The sequence below is a fragment of the Thermogymnomonas acidicola JCM 13583 genome, from assembly GCF_001316105.1.
GTDB classification, from domain to species: Archaea; Thermoplasmatota; Thermoplasmata; order Thermoplasmatales; family Thermoplasmataceae; genus Thermogymnomonas; species Thermogymnomonas acidicola.
Genome location: NZ_BBCP01000008.1, coordinates 72,291 through 92,424, shown reverse-complemented (window position 1 = coordinate 92,424; position 20,134 = coordinate 72,291). Strand labels below are relative to the sequence as shown.

General features: G+C 53.6%; 24 protein-coding genes, 1 tRNA gene and 6 pseudogenes. 9 read left to right on the top strand and 22 right to left on the bottom strand.

Annotated elements, in window-relative coordinates:
• Window positions 1-196: 196 nt before the first annotated feature.
• From JCM13583_RS12810 to JCM13583_RS08160, 5 genes are all read right to left on the bottom strand, one after another.
• A complete protein-coding gene (locus JCM13583_RS12810; RefSeq protein ID WP_162509635.1) occupies window positions 197-493 on the bottom strand; it encodes a hypothetical protein in 297 nt (98 codons plus the stop codon).
• Window positions 493-618 carry an ATP-binding cassette domain-containing protein gene (locus JCM13583_RS12805; protein WP_162509646.1) on the bottom strand — a complete coding sequence of 42 codons (126 nt, stop codon included), beginning with the start codon at window positions 616-618 and terminating at the stop codon, window positions 493-495. Before JCM13583_RS12805 ends, JCM13583_RS12810 begins: the two co-directional genes overlap by 1 nt.
• Window positions 619-716: 98 nt before the next feature.
• Window positions 717-1,013: an ATP-binding cassette domain-containing protein gene (locus tag JCM13583_RS12800; protein WP_162509634.1), complete on the bottom strand. Its 297-nt coding sequence runs from the start codon at window positions 1,011-1,013 to the stop codon at window positions 717-719.
• Window positions 1,014-1,106: 93 nt separating this feature from the next.
• Window positions 1,107-1,373, bottom strand: coding sequence for a hypothetical protein (locus JCM13583_RS08165; protein WP_075057328.1), 267 nt, complete (start codon window positions 1,371-1,373; stop codon window positions 1,107-1,109).
• A complete protein-coding gene (locus JCM13583_RS08160; protein ID WP_075057327.1) occupies window positions 1,370-2,086 on the bottom strand; it encodes a hypothetical protein in 717 nt (238 codons plus the stop codon). The genes JCM13583_RS08165 and JCM13583_RS08160 overlap by 4 nt, the downstream gene beginning before the upstream one ends.
• 367 nt (window positions 2,087-2,453) lie before the next feature.
• Here JCM13583_RS08160 and JCM13583_RS08155 point away from each other — a divergent pair.
• The 4 genes and pseudogenes from JCM13583_RS08155 (at window position 2,454) to JCM13583_RS08145 (ending at window position 5,168) form a co-directional block, all read left to right on the top strand.
• Window positions 2,454-3,371 (top strand): annotated as a pseudogene (locus JCM13583_RS08155) (sugar ABC transporter permease).
• A gap of 188 nt (window positions 3,372-3,559) precedes the next feature.
• Window positions 3,560-3,931, top strand: coding sequence for an ABC transporter permease subunit (locus JCM13583_RS12795; protein ID WP_162509633.1), 372 nt, complete (start codon window positions 3,560-3,562; stop codon window positions 3,929-3,931).
• Window positions 3,932-3,945: 14 nt separating this feature from the next.
• Window positions 3,946-4,176: a hypothetical protein gene (locus JCM13583_RS12790; RefSeq protein ID WP_162509632.1), complete on the top strand. Its 231-nt coding sequence runs from the start codon at window positions 3,946-3,948 to the stop codon at window positions 4,174-4,176.
• Complete coding sequence (locus tag JCM13583_RS08145) at window positions 4,173-5,168, top strand: ABC transporter ATP-binding protein (RefSeq protein WP_075057326.1); 996 nt, start codon at window positions 4,173-4,175, stop codon at window positions 5,166-5,168. Before JCM13583_RS12790 ends, JCM13583_RS08145 begins: the two co-directional genes overlap by 4 nt.
• Window positions 5,169-5,206: 38 nt before the next feature.
• Here JCM13583_RS08145 and JCM13583_RS08140 read toward each other — a convergent pair whose 3' ends face one another.
• The 10 genes and pseudogenes from JCM13583_RS08140 to JCM13583_RS08105 all read right to left on the bottom strand — a co-directional run bounded on the left by JCM13583_RS08140 (window position 5,207) and on the right by JCM13583_RS08105 (window position 10,542).
• The gene (locus JCM13583_RS08140) at window positions 5,207-5,491 is read right to left on the bottom strand and encodes a hypothetical protein (protein ID WP_162509631.1); all 285 of its coding nucleotides are present in this window, start codon (window positions 5,489-5,491) and stop codon (window positions 5,207-5,209) included.
• The gene (locus JCM13583_RS08135) at window positions 5,469-5,912 is read right to left on the bottom strand and encodes a hypothetical protein (RefSeq protein ID WP_171823530.1); all 444 of its coding nucleotides are present in this window, start codon (window positions 5,910-5,912) and stop codon (window positions 5,469-5,471) included. The genes JCM13583_RS08140 and JCM13583_RS08135 overlap by 23 nt, the downstream gene beginning before the upstream one ends.
• Window positions 5,913-5,919: 7 nt before the next feature.
• A complete protein-coding gene (locus JCM13583_RS08130; protein ID WP_075057323.1) occupies window positions 5,920-6,588 on the bottom strand; it encodes a hypothetical protein in 669 nt (222 codons plus the stop codon).
• 1,398 nt (window positions 6,589-7,986) lie between these two features.
• Window positions 7,987-8,169, bottom strand: coding sequence for a hypothetical protein (locus tag JCM13583_RS08125; RefSeq protein WP_162509645.1), 183 nt, complete (start codon window positions 8,167-8,169; stop codon window positions 7,987-7,989).
• Window positions 8,162-8,584, bottom strand: coding sequence for a hypothetical protein (locus tag JCM13583_RS08120; protein WP_162509630.1), 423 nt, complete (start codon window positions 8,582-8,584; stop codon window positions 8,162-8,164). Before JCM13583_RS08120 ends, JCM13583_RS08125 begins: the two co-directional genes overlap by 8 nt.
• The gene (locus tag JCM13583_RS12785; protein ID WP_162509629.1) at window positions 8,541-9,086 is read right to left on the bottom strand and encodes a hypothetical protein; all 546 of its coding nucleotides are present in this window, start codon (window positions 9,084-9,086) and stop codon (window positions 8,541-8,543) included. Before JCM13583_RS12785 ends, JCM13583_RS08120 begins: the two co-directional genes overlap by 44 nt.
• Complete coding sequence (locus JCM13583_RS08110) at window positions 9,011-9,388, bottom strand: hypothetical protein (RefSeq protein WP_162509644.1); 378 nt, start codon at window positions 9,386-9,388, stop codon at window positions 9,011-9,013. Before JCM13583_RS08110 ends, JCM13583_RS12785 begins: the two co-directional genes overlap by 76 nt.
• A pseudogene (locus JCM13583_RS14370) lies at window positions 9,365-9,499 on the bottom strand (hypothetical protein); the annotation flags it as partial. The pseudogene JCM13583_RS14370 and the gene JCM13583_RS08110, both read right to left, overlap by 24 nt.
• A gap of 520 nt (window positions 9,500-10,019) precedes the next feature.
• Entirely contained in the window at window positions 10,020-10,190 is a 171-nt protein-coding gene (locus tag JCM13583_RS14070) for a hypothetical protein (protein ID WP_171823529.1), read from the bottom strand.
• Between the two features lie 277 nt (window positions 10,191-10,467).
• Window positions 10,468-10,542: transfer RNA gene (locus tag JCM13583_RS08105), tRNA-Glu, on the bottom strand.
• A gap of 371 nt (window positions 10,543-10,913) precedes the next feature.
• On the opposite strand from JCM13583_RS08105, the gene JCM13583_RS08100 reads away from it, so the two are divergent.
• Entirely contained in the window at window positions 10,914-11,660 is a 747-nt protein-coding gene (locus JCM13583_RS08100; RefSeq protein ID WP_075057319.1) for a hypothetical protein, read from the top strand.
• 153 nt (window positions 11,661-11,813) lie between these two features.
• Here JCM13583_RS08100 and JCM13583_RS14065 read toward each other — a convergent pair whose 3' ends face one another.
• The 4 genes and pseudogenes from JCM13583_RS14065 to JCM13583_RS08070 all read right to left on the bottom strand — a co-directional run bounded on the left by JCM13583_RS14065 (window position 11,814) and on the right by JCM13583_RS08070 (window position 15,335).
• On the bottom strand, window positions 11,814-12,119 hold the full coding sequence (locus JCM13583_RS14065) for an SDR family oxidoreductase (RefSeq protein ID WP_171823528.1): 306 nt from the start codon (window positions 12,117-12,119) through the stop codon (window positions 11,814-11,816).
• A complete protein-coding gene (locus JCM13583_RS12780) occupies window positions 12,119-12,547 on the bottom strand; it encodes an SDR family oxidoreductase (RefSeq protein WP_171823527.1) in 429 nt (142 codons plus the stop codon). Before JCM13583_RS12780 ends, JCM13583_RS14065 begins: the two co-directional genes overlap by 1 nt.
• A pseudogene (locus tag JCM13583_RS12775) lies at window positions 12,522-14,046 on the bottom strand (APC family permease). The gene JCM13583_RS12780 and the pseudogene JCM13583_RS12775 overlap by 26 nt, the downstream one beginning before the upstream one ends.
• A 181-nt stretch (window positions 14,047-14,227) precedes the next feature.
• Window positions 14,228-15,335 (bottom strand): annotated as a pseudogene (locus JCM13583_RS08070) (glucose 1-dehydrogenase).
• Between the two features lie 529 nt (window positions 15,336-15,864).
• On the opposite strand from JCM13583_RS08070, the pseudogene JCM13583_RS08065 reads away from it, so the two are divergent.
• A pseudogene (locus tag JCM13583_RS08065) lies at window positions 15,865-16,526 on the top strand (glycosyltransferase family 2 protein).
• 1 nt (window position 16,527) lies between these two features.
• Here the strand turns inward: JCM13583_RS08065 and JCM13583_RS08060 are convergent.
• From JCM13583_RS08060 to JCM13583_RS08050, 3 genes and pseudogenes are all read right to left on the bottom strand, one after another.
• Entirely contained in the window at window positions 16,528-16,758 is a 231-nt protein-coding gene (locus JCM13583_RS08060; protein WP_075057314.1) for a hypothetical protein, read from the bottom strand.
• A gap of 47 nt (window positions 16,759-16,805) precedes the next feature.
• Window positions 16,806-17,146 (bottom strand): annotated as a pseudogene (locus JCM13583_RS08055) (winged helix-turn-helix transcriptional regulator).
• Between the two features lie 21 nt (window positions 17,147-17,167).
• Complete coding sequence (locus JCM13583_RS08050) at window positions 17,168-18,166, bottom strand: hypothetical protein (protein WP_075057313.1); 999 nt, start codon at window positions 18,164-18,166, stop codon at window positions 17,168-17,170.
• Between the two features lie 190 nt (window positions 18,167-18,356).
• Between JCM13583_RS08050 and JCM13583_RS08045 the strand changes: the two genes are divergently transcribed.
• The 3 genes from JCM13583_RS08045 to JCM13583_RS12765 are packed head-to-tail and all read left to right on the top strand — an operon-like array spanning window position 18,357 to window position 20,076.
• Entirely contained in the window at window positions 18,357-19,295 is a 939-nt protein-coding gene (locus JCM13583_RS08045) for a hypothetical protein (RefSeq protein ID WP_075057312.1), read from the top strand.
• Window positions 19,292-19,765 (top strand): aminotransferase class V-fold PLP-dependent enzyme, encoded by a 474-nt coding sequence (locus JCM13583_RS12770; RefSeq protein ID WP_162509626.1) that lies wholly within the window; start codon window positions 19,292-19,294, stop codon window positions 19,763-19,765. Before JCM13583_RS08045 ends, JCM13583_RS12770 begins: the two co-directional genes overlap by 4 nt.
• Window positions 19,766-19,767: 2 nt before the next feature.
• Entirely contained in the window at window positions 19,768-20,076 is a 309-nt protein-coding gene (locus tag JCM13583_RS12765) for an aminotransferase class V-fold PLP-dependent enzyme (RefSeq protein ID WP_162509625.1), read from the top strand.
• Window positions 20,077-20,134 lie beyond the last annotated feature (58 nt).

Here is a 20,134-nt window from a genome sequence, read left to right as displayed (position 1 = left end):
CCCATGTCCATGTTAACGATTATGTTCCTGTAGGTCAGCCTAAGGGAAGCCGGCACCCTCACGAGACACCCACCACCTGAATGAAGACATCGTCAAGGGTCGCCTCCCTCATCGTTATGTTCTCAGGATAGACCCCATTGGCCTTGAGCACCTTATGACCTCGTCAAGCTCTCTCGATATGTTCCTGCCGATGACCTTAACAACGCTGCCGTCGACGGAGACGTCTTGGGCGAGGCCCCTGGAGACGATTGCCTCCCTCAGAGCGGCAGGATCCCGTACAGCTCCCGGCGTCAACTTCCAGAGTCCTCAGGCCACTGTACCTCACCTTGAGCTCACTCGCCTTCCCCCCCTGCGCCACTATCTTTCCGCCGGCCATGATAGAGATCCTGTCGCAGAGGTAGTCTGCCTCGTCCAGGAAGTGCGTCGTGAAGACCACAGTGAGCCCCCCCTCACCTGCCCTCCTTTTGATGTAGTCCAGGACCTTCCTCCTCATTATAGGTCCATGCCCACGGTGGGCTCATCCAGGAAGAGGATATCCATGTCGTGCAGGAGTTCCCTGGCCACCTGGAGCCTCTTCTTCTGGCCTCCTGATAGCTCGAAGGCCCTGGACTTCCTCAGGGGGGTTCAGGTCGAAGAGTTCCATGAGTTCCTCCGTCCTGGCCTTCGCAACCTCCCTGGGCACCTCCCACAGGGTGGCATAGATCTTCATGCAGTTCTCAACCGTTGTGAAGTCTATCGATTCGGACTGCTGCACAACCCCCCCTATCCTCTTCCTCACCTCCAGGGGGCTCCCTCTGCGGGTCAAGGCCCAGCACCTCAATGGTCCCGCTGGTGGGCTTTATGAGCGTGGTGAGCATCCTGATTGTTGTGGTCTTCCCAGCTCCGTTTTTCCCCCCCAGCAGCCCGAATATTTCACCCCCCCTCTTCACATCGAAGGATATTCCGTCAACGGCGTACCTGATTCCATCGTAGGTCTTCCTGAGGGATCTCACCGAGATAGCTAGGTCGCTCATGATGTACCCGTACTATGCCTCCTCACTATTTAACGATCTGCCAGTTGGGCGAAGAGGGGGGGACTTATGTTCATGATTCACTGAAACTGAGCTCTATGCCCCTCCTCCTGAGGCACCGGCGACCTTCCCGAAGACCCCCCCGGCCTTCATGGCCAGCTCTTCAGGGCAGACCACGCCGTGGAGGTCTAGGTCTTCGCCGAGCAACAGCTCCGCCACGGCACATGCCGGTGCAGCCGTCGTAACAGACATGGAGGTGAGGCCATCATCCTTCCTGTGAACGTGGATCATCTCCATGCCCCCCCTATGCACCCTTCTTCCCCCCCCTGAGGTACCTGTGGCAGTGACCCTGAGTATTATCATGTCCCTGACACCTTGGCCCTCAGTTTGCTGTCGAATAGGGCCGCTGTGAGGTCCCTCGGCCTCACCCTGTATCCAGCGACATCCACAGCGTCGCTGCTGAAGAAGCCCAGGTCACGCAGGAGCATGACCTTGTCGGAGTGCCCCCCCATGTAGCGTATGGTCTTCTCGAACATCGTATTCTTGACCCTAACATTCCTCAGGAGCGTCCTGAGGCCGTCTGTGAGGAAGGCCTCGAGTGCGAAGGGAAAGCCGCTGAGATGGAACTCTTCTGTGCCGGAGAGGGCAGGGTCAACCCTGACCTGTCCACCGCTCACCCAGGTGACGCTGTTCACATACTCGTCTATGACACTCTGCGACGCGAAGGTTATCACGTAGTCCAGGGGGGGTGGCACAGGTCTCTCTGGTATGCCACCAACATATATCTTCAGGTCTTCGGTCTCATCCATTACAGAATGAAAGTACCCGGCCGCCATGTTGCTGAGCCCCCCCGGGGCCAGGCCGCAGTCCGGGATGTAGAGGGACTTCCTGTTCCCTGTGGCCTGTTGGCTGAAAGGGTCATCGTTGCCGAACGTTACGTCAACCACCCTGGCACCGTACCTGAGGGTTAAACCGATAAGGGCTGGCCTCTGCTCAGCAGGGAGCGCGGCCATCACCAGGTCGCTTTCAGCTATGTGCCTGAATGTATCTGGAGAGAGCGGGTCTACCCTTTTCACCCTCAGGTTCCCCCCTTCCCGGTTTCCTTGGCATAGGGATCGAACACTGCGATTTCCTCTGAGGGCATGCTATTCTCTAGGTCCTTCACTATGGCCCTGCCAATCTTCCCGTACCCGAGAACTGCGATGGCCATGACCGGTCATGGCCCTGTATGGACTTAACGCTTTCACTCCCATCCGGTGTTTCGAGTTAGTGCCCCGTAAGGTTACGATGAATGGGAGCGTTTGGCTACACCAGGCCTCCGCCAGCTCGGCCCTGCCATTGGCCAGACAAGTGGGAAGTGTCTACGCAAGACCTGAGTCGGTGGACCATGATCTATTTAAGACCCAATATTTCAGTGCGCATGTGAAATATATTGACTTATTAATGTATATTTTGTATCCTTCCGAGACCCCCACAGAAGTAGCCAGGTTTCCCAGAGAGAGGGACAGGTTTGTGTGGAAGGATCAGTACACGTACTACCTCCTTATACTCCCTGCAGTGGCTTATATAGTTATCCTTTCATTCTACGCGGCGGCCTGGCAGTCTACAAGAGTTTCTTCTCCCCCCCCACGGTGTCCTTGGCCTTTCCAATTACCAGAGTGTAGTTTCACAGGGACTGGGTACTTCCATAGTGGACACCGTAATAGTCAGCCTGGGCGCCCTTGCGATACAGTTCTTCCACGCACTTGGCATCGCCGTGGTACTGACAAAGAAATTCGCTGGAAAGGCTGCATTCTCAACCATAATGATACTCCCGTTCGGAGTCGCCACTGTCGTGTCTGCCTTCATATTTTCAACGATATTCAGTGCAGTCGGGGGGGTTTGCCAACTCATTCCTAAGGCTGCTGGGCCTTCATGCTGTAAACTGGTATTATTCCAGGTTTTCAGAGATGGGCGTAGTTATGTTCTCCGATTCATGGAAAAACACGCCGCTCGTTGCACTCATAATGCTCTCAGGCCTAAGCTCACTTTCACCAACCATACAGGAGGCAGCACTTATAGACGGGGGGGCTGGGCCTGCAAGGAGGTTCTGGCATGTAATTCTACCAAACGTAAAATCAACGCTTGCAATAGCAATGATGATAAGGGGGGGTCAGCGAGTTCAACATATTTGCTCTCCCACTTGTCCTCATAGGTTACCATCCAATTCTTCTGACGACTCTCGTGTACCAGAACTATAACCTATATTCTCCGACCATCTACTACGCCTACGCGGCTGCCGTCATACTCTTGATATTTATCCTGGCCTTCGCGTCAGTAATACTTGTTATGGGAGGTGTGAGGCAGTATGAAGCCCAGTGAGGTCGGCTTCATAGTTGCCATAATAATCTTGTCCATATTTTTCCTGTATCCATTCTACGTCCTGTTCCTGATAGCATTTGAACCCGTCAGGTACACCTTTGGCTCCCTCTATCCCAGCCAGATACCTCTCGGCTTTACACTCTCCAACGTAAGAAGCGCCCTCACATCACTCAGCCTGATCGGCCCCCTTGGAGAGGAGCTTCTATGTTGCAATGATCGTTGCAGTCCTGGCCCTGCTATTCGGCATATCTGCCGGCTATGGCCTGAGCAGGATCAGCCCCCCCAAGATTGCGAACACAATAGTCGTCCTCCTGTTCTTTTCCAACATGATGCCCGGGATTGTGGTAGCAATACCCATTGCTTCCGAGTTCCTGAAATTCGGGCTGTATGACAACTTCATGGGTATAGCGCTAGCACAGGAGCTGGTTGTCCTCCCACTCTCTGTATTCATAATGCTCGGCGCATTCAGGTCTGTACCGAGGGAGCTTTTCCTACAGGCAAGGGTGGACGGCGCAGGTATATTCGCTTCGCTCGCCAGGGTTATACTCCCCCCCTGGTAATACCTGGACTCATCGTGACGTTCCTCCTCTCCTGGATGACCTCCTGGGACGAGTTCACGTACGCAGTGATAATATCTCCGGGTGCTCCGACATACCCTGTTAAGCTCTACGATTATGTTTCTAGGGCACTGCCCTTCCAAGCCTCAGCCTTTGCCCTCATAGTAACCATCCCTGTACTGGTGATCGCAGCGTTCCTGCAGAGGTACCTTAAGGGCCAGTACCTTACAGGGGGGTTGGTAGGATGAGCACGAAACTCGAACTCAGGAATGTTACTCAGAGATACGGATCCAAGGTGGTTCTGAACAGGCTCAGTCTAGAGATTGAAGATGGGGAGTTCTTTGTCATACTTGGCCCCCCCTCTGGCACAGGCAAGTCAACACTGTTACGGACCATCGTGGGAATAGAGAGACCTGTAAGTGGTCACATAATACTGGATGGCAAGGACATAACACAGCTGCCACCAAACAAAAGGAACATTGCCATGGTCTTCCAGAACTATGCTCTCTATCCCAACATGACGGTGTACGAGAACATATCCTTTCCACTCCGCATGGCTCACATGAACAAGCAACAGATTAGGGAGAAGGTAACTTCAATTGCAAAGAAGCTCAATATCGAAGAGGTTTTGGATAGGAACGTGACTCAGCTCAGTGGCGGGCAGAAACAGAGAGTCGCCCTCTCAAGGGCCCTGGTGAGGAACCCAGCCATGTTTCTACTGGATGAGCCGCTGAGCAACCTGGACGCAAGGGTCAGGTTCACTGCTAGGGAGGAGCTGAAGAAGATCCAGAGGGACTTCAACCAGACATTTGTCTACGTTACACATGATCAGAGCGAGGCCCAGAACCTGGCCGACAGGGTGGCGGTGCTGAGGAACGGGAGGATAGAGCAAATAGGCAAGTACAATGAACTTTATGAGAACCCTAAGACAAAGTGGATAGGAGACTTCATAGGGGGGGACTACCCGATGAACTTCTTGGATGGCAGTGTCCTGGGCCTGGATGGGGGGGTAGAGATAGGTTTCCGGCCCTATTGGGTGGAGTGCGACTCAGGGGAAATAGAGGGCAGAGTAATTTCATTTGAGATAGTCCACGAGTCTTACTTTGTATACTGTGATGTCAAAGGGAAGACCGTAGTGGTGCGTTCTACGAGTCCCGTGGAGTCAGGAGATTACATAAGGTTCTCAATCAAAAAGTTCAGGAAGTACAGGGATGGCAACTTGGTCGAGGACGGGCTCTAGCAGAATAAAATATGTTGAAATAAAATCTTATAGAAAGTTCAAACCAGCAGCGGCTGGAACTCTCCCTTTTCATATTCCTGTGCGACTGTGGAGTTGTAGTTGCTCAGCAGGTACTCATACAGGCTGTGGTTCATACTGCTGAGTTCATTGTATATGTTCGTGTAGTTCGTTCCGTGACCGTCCTCAATGAGATAAGTCCATGCCTGGTCCATTAGGGTCTGCCACTCCGTTATCCAAGGAACCGGTGTCCTGAGGAACACTCCTTCGTTGATTGCCTGCTCTGATACCTGATCTACGTTGTCACTCTGGTTCACAAGCTTCATGCCCAGTGCGGTAAGGTTGACTGAACCAGGCCACTGGCAGTCCATTATTGTGTACTTGTTGCTGGCCAAACCCTTGTATGTGGCCCAGTAAGATGTCTTGTACTCGGGGGCTGAAGTACTTGCTCAGGTTTGCCAGGTACCATATTGCGTTGACATCCCCCCCGGTGTCGTTGAAGTTGAGCGGGTTACCTCCAAACTGCACCATCCACTGGTACAGCTCAGTGGCAGTGCTAGCACCACCGTGCCCCTGGAAGTTGACCATGCCGACACCGTACTTCTGGTAAAGGATCTTTGCGTCCGTCATCAGCTGTGTGAGATTGCTCGGTAGGCTATCTATGCCCGCGTTCTTGAGAGCAGTGTAGTTGACCCACACTAGAGGTATGTTGACCCTCTCTGTTATGAAGTATATGCCTCCAAACACTTTCTCCTCATACTGGGTCACCTCCTGGATGGACTTTATGATGTCGCTCGGAACGAGTTTTGGCTCTGCAGACGTTAGGTTGGCTAGGTAACCCCCCGTAGAAGAGGACACCCACATCCAGGTTGTCTATGCTCATAACAACTGGCTCGCTTATATTCCCGTTAGTGGCAGCGCTCTCCAGGGCCTCTATGCCGCTGACAATATCTGATGCCTGTTCATTGATGTAATGTACGTGTATGTTCGGGAACTCACTCTCGAATGTCGCTATTATGGTATTCTGCACAAAGCTGGCATCTGTCGGGGGGGTTATATCGTCGTAGTAGTATATTGTGACTGTGGCATTGCTGGGACTGTATATCGTCGGTACCACATTGTTCGAAGCGCTGGCCTGTCCGTACGCGTTGGTATCAACTGGTATGAAACCAGTGTAGTTGAGGTATAGCTGCTGCACATAAGGCGACATCATATAGGCTATGAACTGTTCTAGGGCTGACATGTCTGGGGGGGAACCCTTTGCTATGGCAAGGACATCACCTCCAACCAGGTGATCACTGTTCACAGGCCCTGCAGGGCCGGGGGGGTAGACAGCCAGATACTGCGCCTGCGCCTGAGCTGCCGGTCTGTGGGTTTCAACGTAAGCAACCACTGCAACGATCACTATCACGACTACGACCACAGCAATTATAGTGCCTAATCGCCGCTTCTTTGGTTCCTCTGGTATGGGCTCTTCCTTATTATGCTATATAAATCATTGTATTTATAAGTTAATTTATTTAGTCAATACAATAATAATATATGAATTTACTGTAAATTATGGTTAGCCTCCAGTAAAATTCTCCTTCTGTGTCGATTCTGGTCGCACCTGAACGTCTTTGGAATAGGGTACCTTTAACTATGCCTTGAACGACAAGCATCATACCAACTGCTATAGGACGAAGAAATTGCGGTTCACACACATCACGATTGAAGATGGGGGGTGAATAGCCAGAGATACCATACCGGCGGTAGGGTTTCAACTTCAAAACGCACCCACTCTGTAATAATCCTTTTCTGCACGGAGAATGCCGTCGCATAAGTGTTTCCCCGTGTTTCCGAGTACCTATGGCATTAATTGGCTGTCTTGCCAATCCATTGGAGCCCGCTTCTAATTTAAGGCTACCTGCGAGTGAGCGCCTACGGATCATATTTCTGAAATACACACTAATGGCACTGCTGGCCCATCCGCAACGTCAAGCGCACTGAGGGACCAGCTGGGATCGGAAACCCAGTCCGCTTTGTCTGATCAGGCCCCATATGTAAGTAAGGTTATATCTCTCCATTCCTGGGAATACAGTTATGTTCAGGACTATTGTTGATACTTTGGTGAATGCGCCGCTCTACAACTCCTCTGGTGTGGAACATGGCAGACAAGACTTCCTCCCTAAAGAGGTAATGAAAGACAAAAATGAATGGCACTCAAGGAATATGCCCTATGGCCCTAGTGTCACGATTCTTGTGTAAGCCTAGGGATACCCCATCTGGGAGATGCCCCCAACCGTATCCATGCATTTATAGAGTCCAACCAGCGAAATGAAATACCATCTCCATTAGAGTTCGGCTACCCTAGGTAGATGGCCTTCATGGCGCTCTCTTCGTATTGAGGTGTACCGATTGACCTGATCACCCCTGATCCCACTGTTCATCATCTCGGTCATATTCGCAAAATGTATCGATCTATTTCATGAACCTCCTGTGATCTCCTTACACGGATCCTGTGACACTATCACCACGGGGTTGTATGCAACTATCTCCAATACAATTGCGGAGTTACAATTTCGGTTCTCCTGACATACCAAACAATCTATGCTATAATCACGAACTGGCTCACAGACTTAGGCGTGTCTGGAGTGATGTTGGGGGGGTAGGACAGATTATCAAGGCATTTTATTCCAATTCTGAATTTCTGGGAGGATATGGCGATCGGTATATTCTTCACATACAGTCACAACTAAAGGCCAATGCAGGGTGCTTCTTTCCTTTACTTCTGATATGGAATCGGGCCCTAAGGTAGGTCTCGGTCTTTGACCTCTAACTCTTATACCCTTATAAAGATAGGTATGTTGTCATCAGACCAGTACCACCTTCTCCCTGCCATCTCTCTACCAGATGCATATTCCTTCCAGGTGCCATGGGGGGGCAGGTAAAAGTCACGCCCGGGTCGTCCATCCATCTGGCGAGCGACAACAACGTTGTGACCGGCCATATACTCATCATCTATGTAGAGTGCTTCCCTGTCCTCTGGAAAGTCGTAGAGAGGGGGGTCTGATTATTGGATGCCCTGATGTGTGAGCCTCGTTGGCCAGTTCTCTCAGGTATGGAAGAAATTGGTAACGCAGAGTTATCGCTCTGCGTATCATCTCTGTGTATATTGGTGGCATCCTAAAAGGCTCATTGTCCTTCCCGTTCTTGATCCTGTGGTTCCTATACAAGGGGAACAAAACTGCCATTTCGTAGTACCTGCAGACAAGGTCGTAGCTGGGATCTCCCCCCCAGAACCCTCCCAGGTCGCAGCCGCAGTAAGGCATACCGGAAAGGCTCAGGTTAAGCACCATTGAGAGTTGAAGCCGGAGATCCTCATACGAAGCCTTGTTATCTCCTGTCCATATGGCCGCATGTTTTTTGTATTCCTGGATATCCTGCCCTGGTCAGAATGAATGGCTTATCCATGACACCCTTAAGGGCTTCATAGGTAGTCATGGCCTCGTAGTAGGCGTAAAGGTTGTGCACCTGTGAGTTCCTAACCTTTATTCCGTTATCAAGCGTGTGGACTGCGGCTGGGTCTATGTTGTTGCCGAATCCACCCGCATCCCTTGTTCTGTGCATGGAAGGTTCGCTCATGTCCAGCCAAATGCCACCCATTCCTGGTCTGTAGAACGACTTTATGAGGTCTCCCCATATCTGCCTCGCAGAAGATCTCAGGAAATCAGGGAAAATGCAGGTACCCGGCCAGACCCTGTCAAAGTATAAGTTTCCCTCTGAGTCCTCTATCGCATTTCCAATGAATTTTTTGAAGACATCATACCCCTGATCCGCTCGTACACCTGGATCAATGATTGGTACTATGTAGATACCTCTCTTTGAACAGAAGTCGAGGAGAGCCTCTGGGTCCGGAAACTCTCCCGATCCCAGGTGAATATTCTATAGCCGTTCATGTAATCAATATCTAGGTAGAGAGCACTAACAGGGAACTCTTTCGTGTAATCCTCTATAATTTCAGTGACAGAACTTTGAGGAAAGTAGGTGAATCTTGAAACCTGGTGGCCCAGGGCCCAATCAGGGAGTTCAAAGGGCCTCCCCGTAATCTCCGTTAGCCTTTCACTTATCTCAGAGGGAGTTCCAGAAAAAAGGAAGAGTTCAAACGGGGGGGATTTAGCAAATGAAACAATAACCTTATCATATTCCTCCACACCCAGATCAAAATTCACCTTACCTGGCATGTTAAGGAGCAAACCATAACACCCAGATTCACCTATGCATAGGAGGAAAGGGAATGATGAGTATATACTCTGTCTAACGTCGTTATAGTCCCAGGATGACGAGTTGTACAGGGAAAAGCGCCCCCCCTGTTTCTTATCAAACCTGAGGGTTGCTCACCTAGCCCAAAGAAAATGTCACCATCCATAATATCTATCTTAATGAAGAACGAGTCCTCTCTCGTGAATATCTGTACCTTTCTTTCCAAGAATGATAACGGTTCGCTTGGATTGCTCAGGCCCATTTGCTGATCCAGTGGGCCGAACCTGAGAACCAATATCATTAGTGTCTAATGAAAGATAGAGAATCTTATCGTTCTGATAGACATTAAGCTGCACAACTATCGGATACACATCTTTTTTTAATAAGTTGTTTGGAGGGCAATTTAAGACGGTGACGTAAGCGTATTATAATTTAACAGATTTTAAACTCATCGTTTCGGTATACATCTGCATCAGGATGCCCAATGTTTAGCGCGCCATGATTTTTGAGACAAGGTAACGAATTCCGCGCAAGTGGAACATGGCGGGTTCGTGAAATGAAACCGCGATCAAAAGTGGGGGGGTGATATTTCTTCAACGGAATAGAAAAAGGCTACCTTGTGACTATGCCGTAAATGAGCAGCATTAGACCAACTGCCATGGGAATGAAGAAGTTGGGCCTCACACCCCTGATGAGAAAGAGAAGCGCGTCAACCAAAAGAAGCAAAGCACCGGCGGCCAGGAACCTTATCTTCAAACAGAAAGCCTCCTGAATGACCTCCATTCCGCAGGGTGCAACACGGCATAAATGTTCGCCTGTGCTACCATACTCCCATGGCAGTACGGTACTGCCCTGAATCTGGCGTGCGTGCAAGCGATCTCTTTAGTTGCACTCAGTCCTCGTGCTCCCTTTCACGAAGCTCGAAACGCACCTTCAATCTGGTCATAACGTTGTCAGGAGCCGAGGCGAGGCACACTCCTGCTCCATCGAGTCACCGGGCATGCCTTGACCGAGCCATCATCTTGGCAGTGACACCTCTTACCTCCTGTCAATACAATTATGCTCCGACCGGGATTTGAACCCGGGTCGTCGGCTCGAAAGGCCGATATGCTTGACCGGACTACACCATCGGAGCGAAACACTTCGTAAAAGTTACTTTTTATATTTAGTTTTGCCAGGTGTTTTCTGCAGTTGCAGTTGGCATCTGCCCAATCATGGTTATATCCACCTGCACCATGTCTGGTGGATTGAGGCTACCCAGGCTGAGGGTGAGGAACCTCCTGATTCTGGAAGGTGTCATATCGATTTCAGTGAGTTCTTACCTTGCGACCTCCACCTATGTATTTCACGCACACCTCCTGGGCCAGACCATCCCGGTCGCCCAGAGGAGCTTCTCGTTCGCTTCCCTCTTCGCAGGGCTCTTCATGGTGATTCTGGGGGACACTCTCCACGTCCAGGACCAGGGCTGTCTGGTACACATCATTCCTCCTCCTCTCGCTGGAGGTAGTGATATTCCTAATCAGCCTGGGCAGGAAGTCCCATGTCTCGTTACTTGGCATCATCCTGGCAGCCTTTACGATGTTCCTCCTGATCAGGAGGAGGAAGGACTACGTGGAGCCATCGCAGCTCCTCACCGACCCGAGGCTAGCCGTTTCCCTGATCATAGTGGCCTTCACGGCTGCTTACGGCGTAGGCGGCTCTCTGCTGCTGGGCCAAGACTTCAGGCCACCGATCACATCAATAGGCACAGCAATATACTACGCAGGCGAGACAGTGACCACGCTGGGCTTCGGTGACATACTGCCGGTGACACTTTCCGCCAGGCTATTCACCGTATCGCTCTCGGTGATGGGTGTTGCCGTCTTCTTCGGCGCACTCACCCTCCTGATCACTCCCGTAATAGAGAAGAGGATCGGTGGTGTTACCATGACGATGGAAAGGCTCGGAGTTCGCTCCCTCAGGGACTACACGCTCATATGCGGCTATTCACCACTCGTGCAGGCATTCATATCAGCGCAGAGGTCAAGGGGAAAGAACGTTGTTGTGATAGACGATGAGGTCGGTCAGGAGGCCCTGGCCTCCCTGGGCGTCCTGACGGTGAAGGGGGGAACCGGACGACGAAAAGGCCCTGTCCGTCTTCCAGCTCGGGAACTCAGAGTGCATTGTTGTCGGGACGTCAGACGACAGCAGGAACATGCTCATATGCGCTGCACTTTCACAGGTTGTGGACGGGGAGACGAGAAAGAAGGTTAGTGTCATAGTGAACTCCCCCCCGAGGAACAGGAACAAGTTCGCTCCGTTCGGTTTCCGCATCATCGACCTCTCGGAACTCGTCAGCCGGAGCCTGGGGGGGTGAGGATCACTCCCCGCATATCTGCCCGCCGTCCACCACAATCTCCGTTCCCGTTATGAAGGAGGCCTCGTCAGATGCCAGAAATAGGACAGCGTTGGCCACATCCTGCGGCTGGCCGTACCTGCCCAGGGGGGGATTTTCCTTATGTATTTCTCTATCTCTTCCTCAGGAGTCCCGGCCTCCCTCTGTATCTCTGTCATTATGAAGCCGGGGGGGCAGACGGAGTTCACCCTTATGCCGGACCCTGCAAGTTCAAGGGCCAGGGTCTTTGTCAGTGTAATGATGCCACCCTTCGCTGCGTTGTAGTGTGCCAGCCCCACCTCACCCCCCCTGAGGCCGTTCGTGGAGGATATGTTCACTATCGACCCCCCCCACCCCCCCTCATCATGGGCAGCAGGGCCTTCGTGACCAGGAAGGTCCCGCTCAGATCGGTCTCCAGGACCCTCCTCCAGCTCTCGTAGGTAATGTCCTCGAACCTCTCGTACCTGGAGATGCCGGCGTTGTTCACCAGTACGTGCAGGGTGCCACTGAAGTGTTCTTTCACTGCACGCGAGAAACTCTCCACGCTCCCAGGGTCTGACACGTCGCAGTGGAAGAACCTGCACCCGCCTCTGAGGGCCATCTCCACCTCTGAGCCCCCCCTCTCCCTGTTAATGTCGCAGAAGGCCACCTGTGCCCCCCCCTCTCTCAGGAAGGTCTCCACTATTGCCCTGCCTATTCCCCCCCTGGCCCCCCCACCGGTGACGACGCATTTCTTTCCCTCAAGCCTTAACCGCGGCCCGCTCACCTCTCGCCCCCCCCTCCCTGCCAGCCTCTGCCACCATGTAGCTGACAACGCTCTCTCCGAGCTCGCCCTTCCTGGCCTTGTAGAGCGTGTAGGCGATCACACCGACCACTATGAGCAGGGCCATGACAACGAACCCGAAGTACGGTTCCACCAGGTTCCCTATTATGCCCTCATAGAACGTGTAGACGAAGAGGGCTGTGCCGCCTATGGGCACCACGAGGCCTGAGAGCACCTTCCTCGCTGTGGAGAACTTTATCTCCCTGTGCCTGGAAAGGAAGGCATAGAGGCCGAACTCGGGCACGAAGTGGTGGAAGTACCACAGGATGGTCGATGTTGTCCCTGCAACGAAGAAGCCAAGGCTGACCGTGTCCGCGTTGTACCCGTATACCTTGACAAGGACTGCAGCCACAACGAGCACTGTGAAGAGGGCGAACGCGAAGTTCACCATGGCTGCCCTCCTCGGTACCTGCGTCTTCTCGTCAAGTTTCCTCAGCCACTGGCTCTTGATGAAGTTGTCCCTGGACATTGCCCAGAGCAGCCTCGCCTGGGAGCCGCCTCCAGCCCCCCGTAGGCTATCATCGATACCACAAGAATGAACATGTTCAGGCCCACCAGGACACCGGCAGGGATGTAGTGTATCCAGGTGACAAGCTGCGGTATGGAGGCCTGGCCCACGTTCGCCAGGTCGCTCTTGGGCACAGAGACCACCTCCGAATAAGCACTGAGTGCTATGACAACCGCGGAGATCGTGAGGCCAACGTAGACCGCCTTCCAGAGGGTGCGCCTCGCCTGGACACCCTCCTCACCGTAGAAGAGGGCTGCGCCATAGCCTGCGAAGAGGTAGAAGCCAAGCACCGCTGTGCAAGGGCTATGCCGGTGAAGCCGGATGGGCTGTTGGCAGGGTTTATGTAATATGCGGAGTTGTAGGGGGCTCCTGGCAATAACATATATGGTAAAGGCTGTGACCAGCACTGTGGTGGCCACCATAACGATTACGAGTATCCTGCTCAGCAGCCTTGCTGGCTGGATCGTCATGACCAGGGTGATGACAAGTGTGAGGACGCATATGAGCAGCCAGAACCATATGGGGAGCATGATGCCGTAGATTATGTAAACAGTGTCTATTGCAAGCCACCCTATGAAGAAGCGTTGGCCATCTGCCAGAAGTTGTAGAAGAAGTAGTTGGAGAGAGATGTGAACTTGCCAGCCTTCCTGCCGAAACCGAGCTCTGCCAGGCCGTAGTAACCGCCTGCGAACGGGGCGATCCTCGTGTACTCCAGTATGGGGAGGGAGACGAGGACGAAGAGCAGGTAGCCCAGGATCACGGGCCACATGGCGGCGGGCCCCCCCGCATCCCCAATGAACGATGCAATCTCTATTGGGCCGATTATGGCCAGCACACCTGCAAGGGTGAGCATGACCATGCCCGCGAAGCTCACGGAGTTCCTCCTCAGGCCTGTGGTGTTCGAAACGTTGTTCTGCACGGGACTCCGATACATATACTACATATTCAATACTTTCGTATAAAATAGTAAATTAGAGGTAAAACTTGAAACACTGACACTCTTTGTCACTGTAATAGTAAATCCAAGCCTTTCAAAAGTTATTACGGAGTGCGCCATGGAGTCTGGTATAAAAACATGGATTATTTTTATGGATATGTAAGGAAAGAATTTAGGCTCAGGACCACCTTATCTTAACCTTGATCTCACCCGGCGTCTTTGAGGTCAGGGCCTCCCTGACACTGTCCCTCTCTGTATGGTCCAGTACCCTTGTTATCAGGAGGGATGTGGCAACGGGGAACATGACCTTCCAGGCGGCGAGCCTGTTCATTGCACTCTGGAAGTGGGGCTTCTGGCCGTTGATCAGGCCGACCACGGCTATGGACCTGTACACGAGGTTCTGCAGGTCGGTGTGGGAGAAGGATGCGTACCCGGACCTGGGGGGGAAGCCGAAGAGGCCAAGCACGCCGTTGTTCTTTATGATCCCGAGGAGCTGCGGGAGCATCGATGCATCCGCGCCCGAGGCCTCGAAGACCAGGTCGAACTCCCCCCCGTGCTTATCCCTGAGGGCCGAGTAACCTGAACTGGAATTGTAATATGTTATGTCCGCATCGTCGAATATCTTTTGCTCCTCCCTGCTTGGCTCCCTGACGTTTGAGATGAAGACGCCGAGCCCGTAGGAGCGGAGAAGGAGCGATGTAAGTATGCCTATGGGGCCTGTGCCGACAACGAGGGCCTTCCTGCACCCAAGGCTGCCGTCCGGGCACTTCCAGGGCAGCCTGTTCTGCACCTGCATTACCTCCTCCATAGACTTCTCAAGGTCGGATAGTGGCTGGGCCATCACCGCTATGTCCTCTATCCCCCCCTCGGCACCCTCACAAGGTACCTCTCCTCGTCCCAGTATGTTTCCCTCATGAACCCGTGCATCCCTTTTATTCCGGCCTCCACGAAGCCGCCAGTCTCGCAGAAATCTGGCCTGCCGTTCAGGCATGCGAGGCAGTGCCCGCAGCCCCCCCTCCTGTTCACGGGCATCACAAGGTCTCCCTTCCTTATGCTCTCCCCCCCGTCCTCCTGGACAACCCCCCCTATGGCCTCGTGGCCAAGCACCATGAAACTGCTCCCCCCCTGGGCAGGCTCGCTGAAGCCATCTGCCCGTTGACGATCTCCCTGTCAGTGCCGCATATCCCTGTCTCCCTTATTCTGACAGGTATGCCTGTACCGTCCTCCTCCTGAAAGTCCACGTACTCGATGCCCTTCTTCGGCGGCGAAACAACTATGGCCTGCATGGCGTGGTATTGGTTATCACAGATTTATTCCTTTTCCGATCGTGTGGAATTGAACGGCAGACCCCCCTGCTGTGGCTATCCCGCTACTTCCCACATGGGTTTGGTCTCCTTACATTGTGTCCATCCATTGGGCAGGCACCGGGCACTGCAGGCCTTAAGCGGGTTTCAGGTGGTGGGGGGGAAACCGTGGCCTGGGGGGGAAACCGGACCCGGGGGGTAGAGCTGTCGATTCCAGCCTGTCCACGGGCGTTCAGGTCGGTGAGAGACGCTGCCAGGGCCTCTGGGCAACGCTCACGGCACTCCAGGGGGGGCCAGTGCCTATGGGAACATTTTTATGCACACCTATTATGTTATTCTATGCCAGTACGCTGCATTGCCACACACACTATCAGAGGGAGCAGCCACACAGGGAAGGGCAGGGAAGCGGAGGACCTCATGAAGGGCCATGCGCACCAATTAGTGCCTGCCTGGAAGGGGGGGCAACCAGGTGAGCAGTGAGTCCTCGCGCAACGGGGGGGGTTACCTGGCCTTGAAGATCAGCGCAGTCATACCCACGATCAACGAGGAGAAGACCATCGGTGATGTCATATCAGGCCTGCGGCGGTCTGGCGTTGAGGAGATAATAGTTGTGGATACGAACTCCACGGACAGGACAAGGGACATAGCCAGGTCGCTGGGAGCCAAGGTTATAGAGGAGCCCAGGAGGGGCTACGGGCGTGCGTACAAGACAGGCCTTATGCACGTAACCGGGGACATAGTGGTGTGCCTTGACGGGGGGACGGCACATACCCAGCGGATCTTGTTGGGCCACTCGTGCAGCTCCTCATAATCAACGGTGTGGACTTCATTTCATGCGACAGGATGACCCTCAGGACACCAAAGAACTACACAACGCTTCACTTTGTGGGGAACACCGTCCTGAACAAGACCATGTCGCTGCTCTTCAAGTGCTCTCTCAGGGACTCGCAGAGCGGCATGTGGGTCTTCAGGAGGGAGATATACATGAAGATGAAGCATTTGAGCGACGGGATGTCGTTCTCGCAGGACATAAAGATAGAGGCGATAAGGAACGGCACCCTCATAGAGGTGCCGATAAGGTACGGCGTGAGGGTCACCAAGCCAAAGCTGAAGACCTGGAGGGACGGATTCCATAACCTGATTCACCTATTCATAAAAAGGGTGAATAACTGAATCACTGGCTTATGGCCCTGTACATGACTGCGTATGCCGCCAACCCCCCCACCACGTTTATGGCGAGCAGCAGGAGCGCCAGGTACCTCCCGAAGGTCATGGAGAGGTGCACGTAGACCACTAGGGACACGATTGATTCGATCAGGAAGAGCGCTGAGAATAGAACCATGCCTAGCATGGCCCTGGCCTGCAGCCTGCTGTAAGACCTCGCAAGGCTGACCGTGATGATCAAGAGGAGCAGCAGCTCGACCGCAATTATCCCTATGTTTATACTCCAGATTATTCCCGTCTCTTCCCCCTCCTTATCATCTCCTCCAGCTCTCCGAAGCCCTTCTCCATCTGGCCGGAGAGGAAGTAAACCTTTCCGTAACCGTTGCCCTGGGTGACAACCAGGCGGTTTTCCTCAAGCACCTTCAGGTGGTGCTCCACTGTCCTGTAGTTAAGGTCAAGTGCCCTGCATATCCTGTTAATATTCGAAGGCTCCTCCTTATGAACCTGGCTATCCTCAGCCTTGTTTCACCTCCCCCCCTCGTGGCCACGAACAGCCACCAGAGAAGCCTCTTGAAGTCTGTATCGAAATGGTCATCACCGGGCAATTCTAAAATGCATATGGAAAAAATAATTTAAGGTTCGCAGTGACCTCAGACCTTGCTTAGGGGTCCCTTGCCAGTTATCTGGAAGGTCTCCATGTATATCATGAAGGGCATCTGGCCGCTGCTCTGCTGGAAACCAGTGTTCAGGTAGGTTATGCTGTACGAGACGTTTATGTAGTCAAACTGGCTTGTGTTCGTTGCGTTCTGCACCACGAACTGCACAGTTGCCTGCACGTGTGCCATGTCTCCGCTTACCTGCACAACTGGCGGCTGCTCCGTGTAGAACCAGACTGCGCTCCAGAGCGCGAAGAACTTGTTCCAGGTCTCATTTATGGCGGCATAGCCATGGTACACGCCGTTGAGCGGTCCTCCGACCCAGTTGAGAGTGGCGTTGCTGAGGTACTCCTGCATCACAGACGTGTTGTTTTCAATCGCAATGTTGTTCCAGTGCTCGAACGCCTCTGCTGTCACCTGGTTTACCAGTGAGGACTCCTCCTGGAGTGATATGTAGCCTGTGCCCACTATGTGCCACACCTCACCAGTTATGAGCCAGTTCTGCCCGGACTTTGTGTAGTTCAGCGTGTAGCTTATGTTCAGGTACTGCACCTGCTGTGGCTCTGAGAACGGTGTGAGAACGAACTGGTTCATGCTGAGCACCTGTGCCATGTTGCCCGAGACACTCACGCTCGGTGGCGTTATGGTGTAGAACCAGACCGCGCTCCAGATGGCGAAGAACTTGTCCCATGTGTTGGTGATGTTCTGCACCCCCCCTGTGTAGGTCCCGCTCAGTGGGCCACCGATCCAGTGCAGGGTAGCATTGCTTGCATACTGGGGGGCCAGAAGGGAAGCGTTCTCTATGGCTATGTAGTCCCAGTGTGCGTACGCGTCATCCAGCACCACCGATGCCTGCACGTTGCTGTAGCTGGTCTTCAGGTTGCTGTATGAGCTGGCTGTCTTCGAGTACTCCATGTAGGAGTAGCCGAAGAGCCCGGCCAGGGCAACTGCCACAACAGCCACCACGACCAGGGATACGAGTATCTTGTTCATACTCCAGCCAGCCCCTCCCATCGATATCTTCTTTTCTCAGATTCATATGCAAATCTCCCGCAGATATCCCCCCCTGAATCCCTCAGGGGGCGCTGGATCTCTGGCTGTACCCTTATCCGGACACACAAAAATATCCAATTTATTTCATGAAATTTTATATTATAGAAAGGCTACCATGTCTGGTCACGGTATGTCATGGAGGGTTCTTGTCTCGGATGAGGTCGATCAGGTACTCCTCTCAACCCTGGAGGACAGCGGAATGCATGTGGACTACAGGCCAGATATTGAAAGGCAGGACCTGGTATCGTCCGTCGGCGGCTACAACGTCCTAGTTGTCAGGAGCAGGACAAGGGTGGACAGGGAGGTCATAGACGCAGGGCGCGCGCTGAAGGTCATAGCCAGGGCAGGTATAGGCCTGGACACCATAGACACGGAATATGCCAGGTCAAAGGGCATCAAGGTCGTCTTTGCCCCAGGCTCATCCACAAGGTCGGTAACCGAGCTCACATTCGCAGCCTTCCTATCCATCTCCAGGTCATTCTGCACCCTCTCCACAATGGCGAGGGAGGGGGGGAAGTTCCTCAAGAAAACCGGCCGGGAGGTCTCGGGGGGGAAGACGCTAGGCATAATAGGCTTTGGCAGGATAGGCCAGGACATAGCGTCCGTGGCATCTGCCTTCGGCATGGAAGTCCTTGCATACGATGTTGTGAGGAACGAGGAGGCGGCGGAGAGGCTGGGTGTATCGCTGGTCGCACTGGAAGACCTCCTCAGGGGGGGATCGGACTACATATCGATCAACGTGACGGTGAGCCCTGGCCAGCCCCCCCTCATCGGGAAGAAGGAGTTCTCCGCCATGGGCAGGAGGCCGGTGATATCGAACACCAGCAGGGCCGCCGCCGTGGACGGAAATGCCCTACTGGAGGCACTGAAGAGTGGAGTGGTCAGTGTTTATTACACGGATGTGATGTGGAATGAGCCTCCAAGGGAAAAGTTCGAGATGGATCTCCTGAGGATGGAGAACTTCGTCGTCACGCCACACATAGGCGCCCAGACAGAGGAGGCCAAGAGGAGGGTCGCGATGGAGACTGCCAGCAACATAGTGAAGGCCTGGAGGGGGGGAGAGATATGATGCTCATACCCGGGCCCGTAGAGGTGCCAGCAAGCGTGCAGGCGAGGGCCACCATGGTGCTAAATCACAGGTCTGGGGAGTTCAGGGAAATAGTGCGCTCCATAGAGGAGAGGCTCAACAGGTTCACCGGGGGGGCAGAGAGGAGCGTCGTCACCACTGGCTCCGGCACACTCGCCGTCGAATCCATGGTCTTCTCGATACTCAGGAAGGGCGACAGGGTTGTGGCCGCCCAGAACGGCGAGTTCAGCAGGCGCCTAGTCCTCTCACTGAGGAGGAGGGGGGGCGTGGACCTGAAGGTCGTGGACTCCGGTGAGGCTGGGGGGGCAATCGGTGTGGAAAGCATCCTCGCGGCTGCAGAGGAGTGGGGGGGCGCCACTTACGTCGCCCTTGTGCACAATGAGACTGGAAATGGCACGGCCATCAGGGACATAAACTCCGTTGCATCCCACCTGAGTGCCAGGGGGGGATAAGGGTGCTTGTGGACTCCGTGTCAGGCTTCGGCGGTATGCCGGTATCGGTAGGGGGGGCAGGGATATACGCGATGGCAACCTGCAGCCAGAAGGGCATAGCCTCTGTTCCAGGCCTCGGAATAGTGTGCCTCTCCGGTGAGGCGGCCTCTGAGATAAGGGCAGCAGAGGACATCCCCGCGTACATGGACCTGAGCGAGAGTCTGAGGTTCCTTGAGAGGAACGAGACACCATTCACACCGGCCACAGGTGCATTTGCTGCGCTTGAGAGGGCACTGGAGCTCCTGGAGTACGAGGGCTTGGCAGGAGGATAGAGAGGCACCACGCATGCGCGGAGCTCCTCAGGTCCGGCATAAGGGATCTCGGCCTATC

What these genes read in the sequence shown, in the direction of transcription:
- JCM13583_RS12810 (WP_162509635.1), bottom strand. Translation starts at nt 493, where the DNA reads ATGAGGAGGAAGGTCCTGGACTACATCAAAAGGAGGGCAGGTGAGGGG.
- JCM13583_RS12800 (WP_162509634.1), bottom strand. Translation starts at nt 1,013, where the DNA reads ATGAGCGACCTAGCTATCTCGGTGAGATCCCTCAGGAAGACCTACGAT.
- JCM13583_RS08165 (WP_075057328.1), bottom strand. Translation starts at nt 1,373, where the DNA reads ATGATAATACTCAGGGTCACTGCCACAGGTACCTCAGGGGGGGGAAGA.
- JCM13583_RS08145 (WP_075057326.1), top strand. Translation starts at nt 4,173, where the DNA reads ATGAGCACGAAACTCGAACTCAGGAATGTTACTCAGAGATACGGATCC.
- JCM13583_RS08140 (WP_162509631.1), bottom strand. Translation starts at nt 5,491, where the DNA reads ATGAAGCTTGTGAACCAGAGTGACAACGTAGATCAGGTATCAGAGCAG.
- JCM13583_RS08110 (WP_162509644.1), bottom strand. Translation starts at nt 9,388, where the DNA reads ATGCCAGGTAAGGTGAATTTTGATCTGGGTGTGGAGGAATATGATAAG.
- JCM13583_RS14070 (WP_171823529.1), bottom strand. Translation starts at nt 10,190, where the DNA reads ATGGAGGTCATTCAGGAGGCTTTCTGTTTGAAGATAAGGTTCCTGGCC.
- JCM13583_RS08050 (WP_075057313.1), bottom strand. Translation starts at nt 18,166, where the DNA reads ATGAACAAGATACTCGTATCCCTGGTCGTGGTGGCTGTTGTGGCAGTT.
- JCM13583_RS08045 (WP_075057312.1), top strand. Translation starts at nt 18,357, where the DNA reads ATGTCATGGAGGGTTCTTGTCTCGGATGAGGTCGATCAGGTACTCCTC.
- JCM13583_RS12770 (WP_162509626.1), top strand. Translation starts at nt 19,292, where the DNA reads ATGATGCTCATACCCGGGCCCGTAGAGGTGCCAGCAAGCGTGCAGGCG.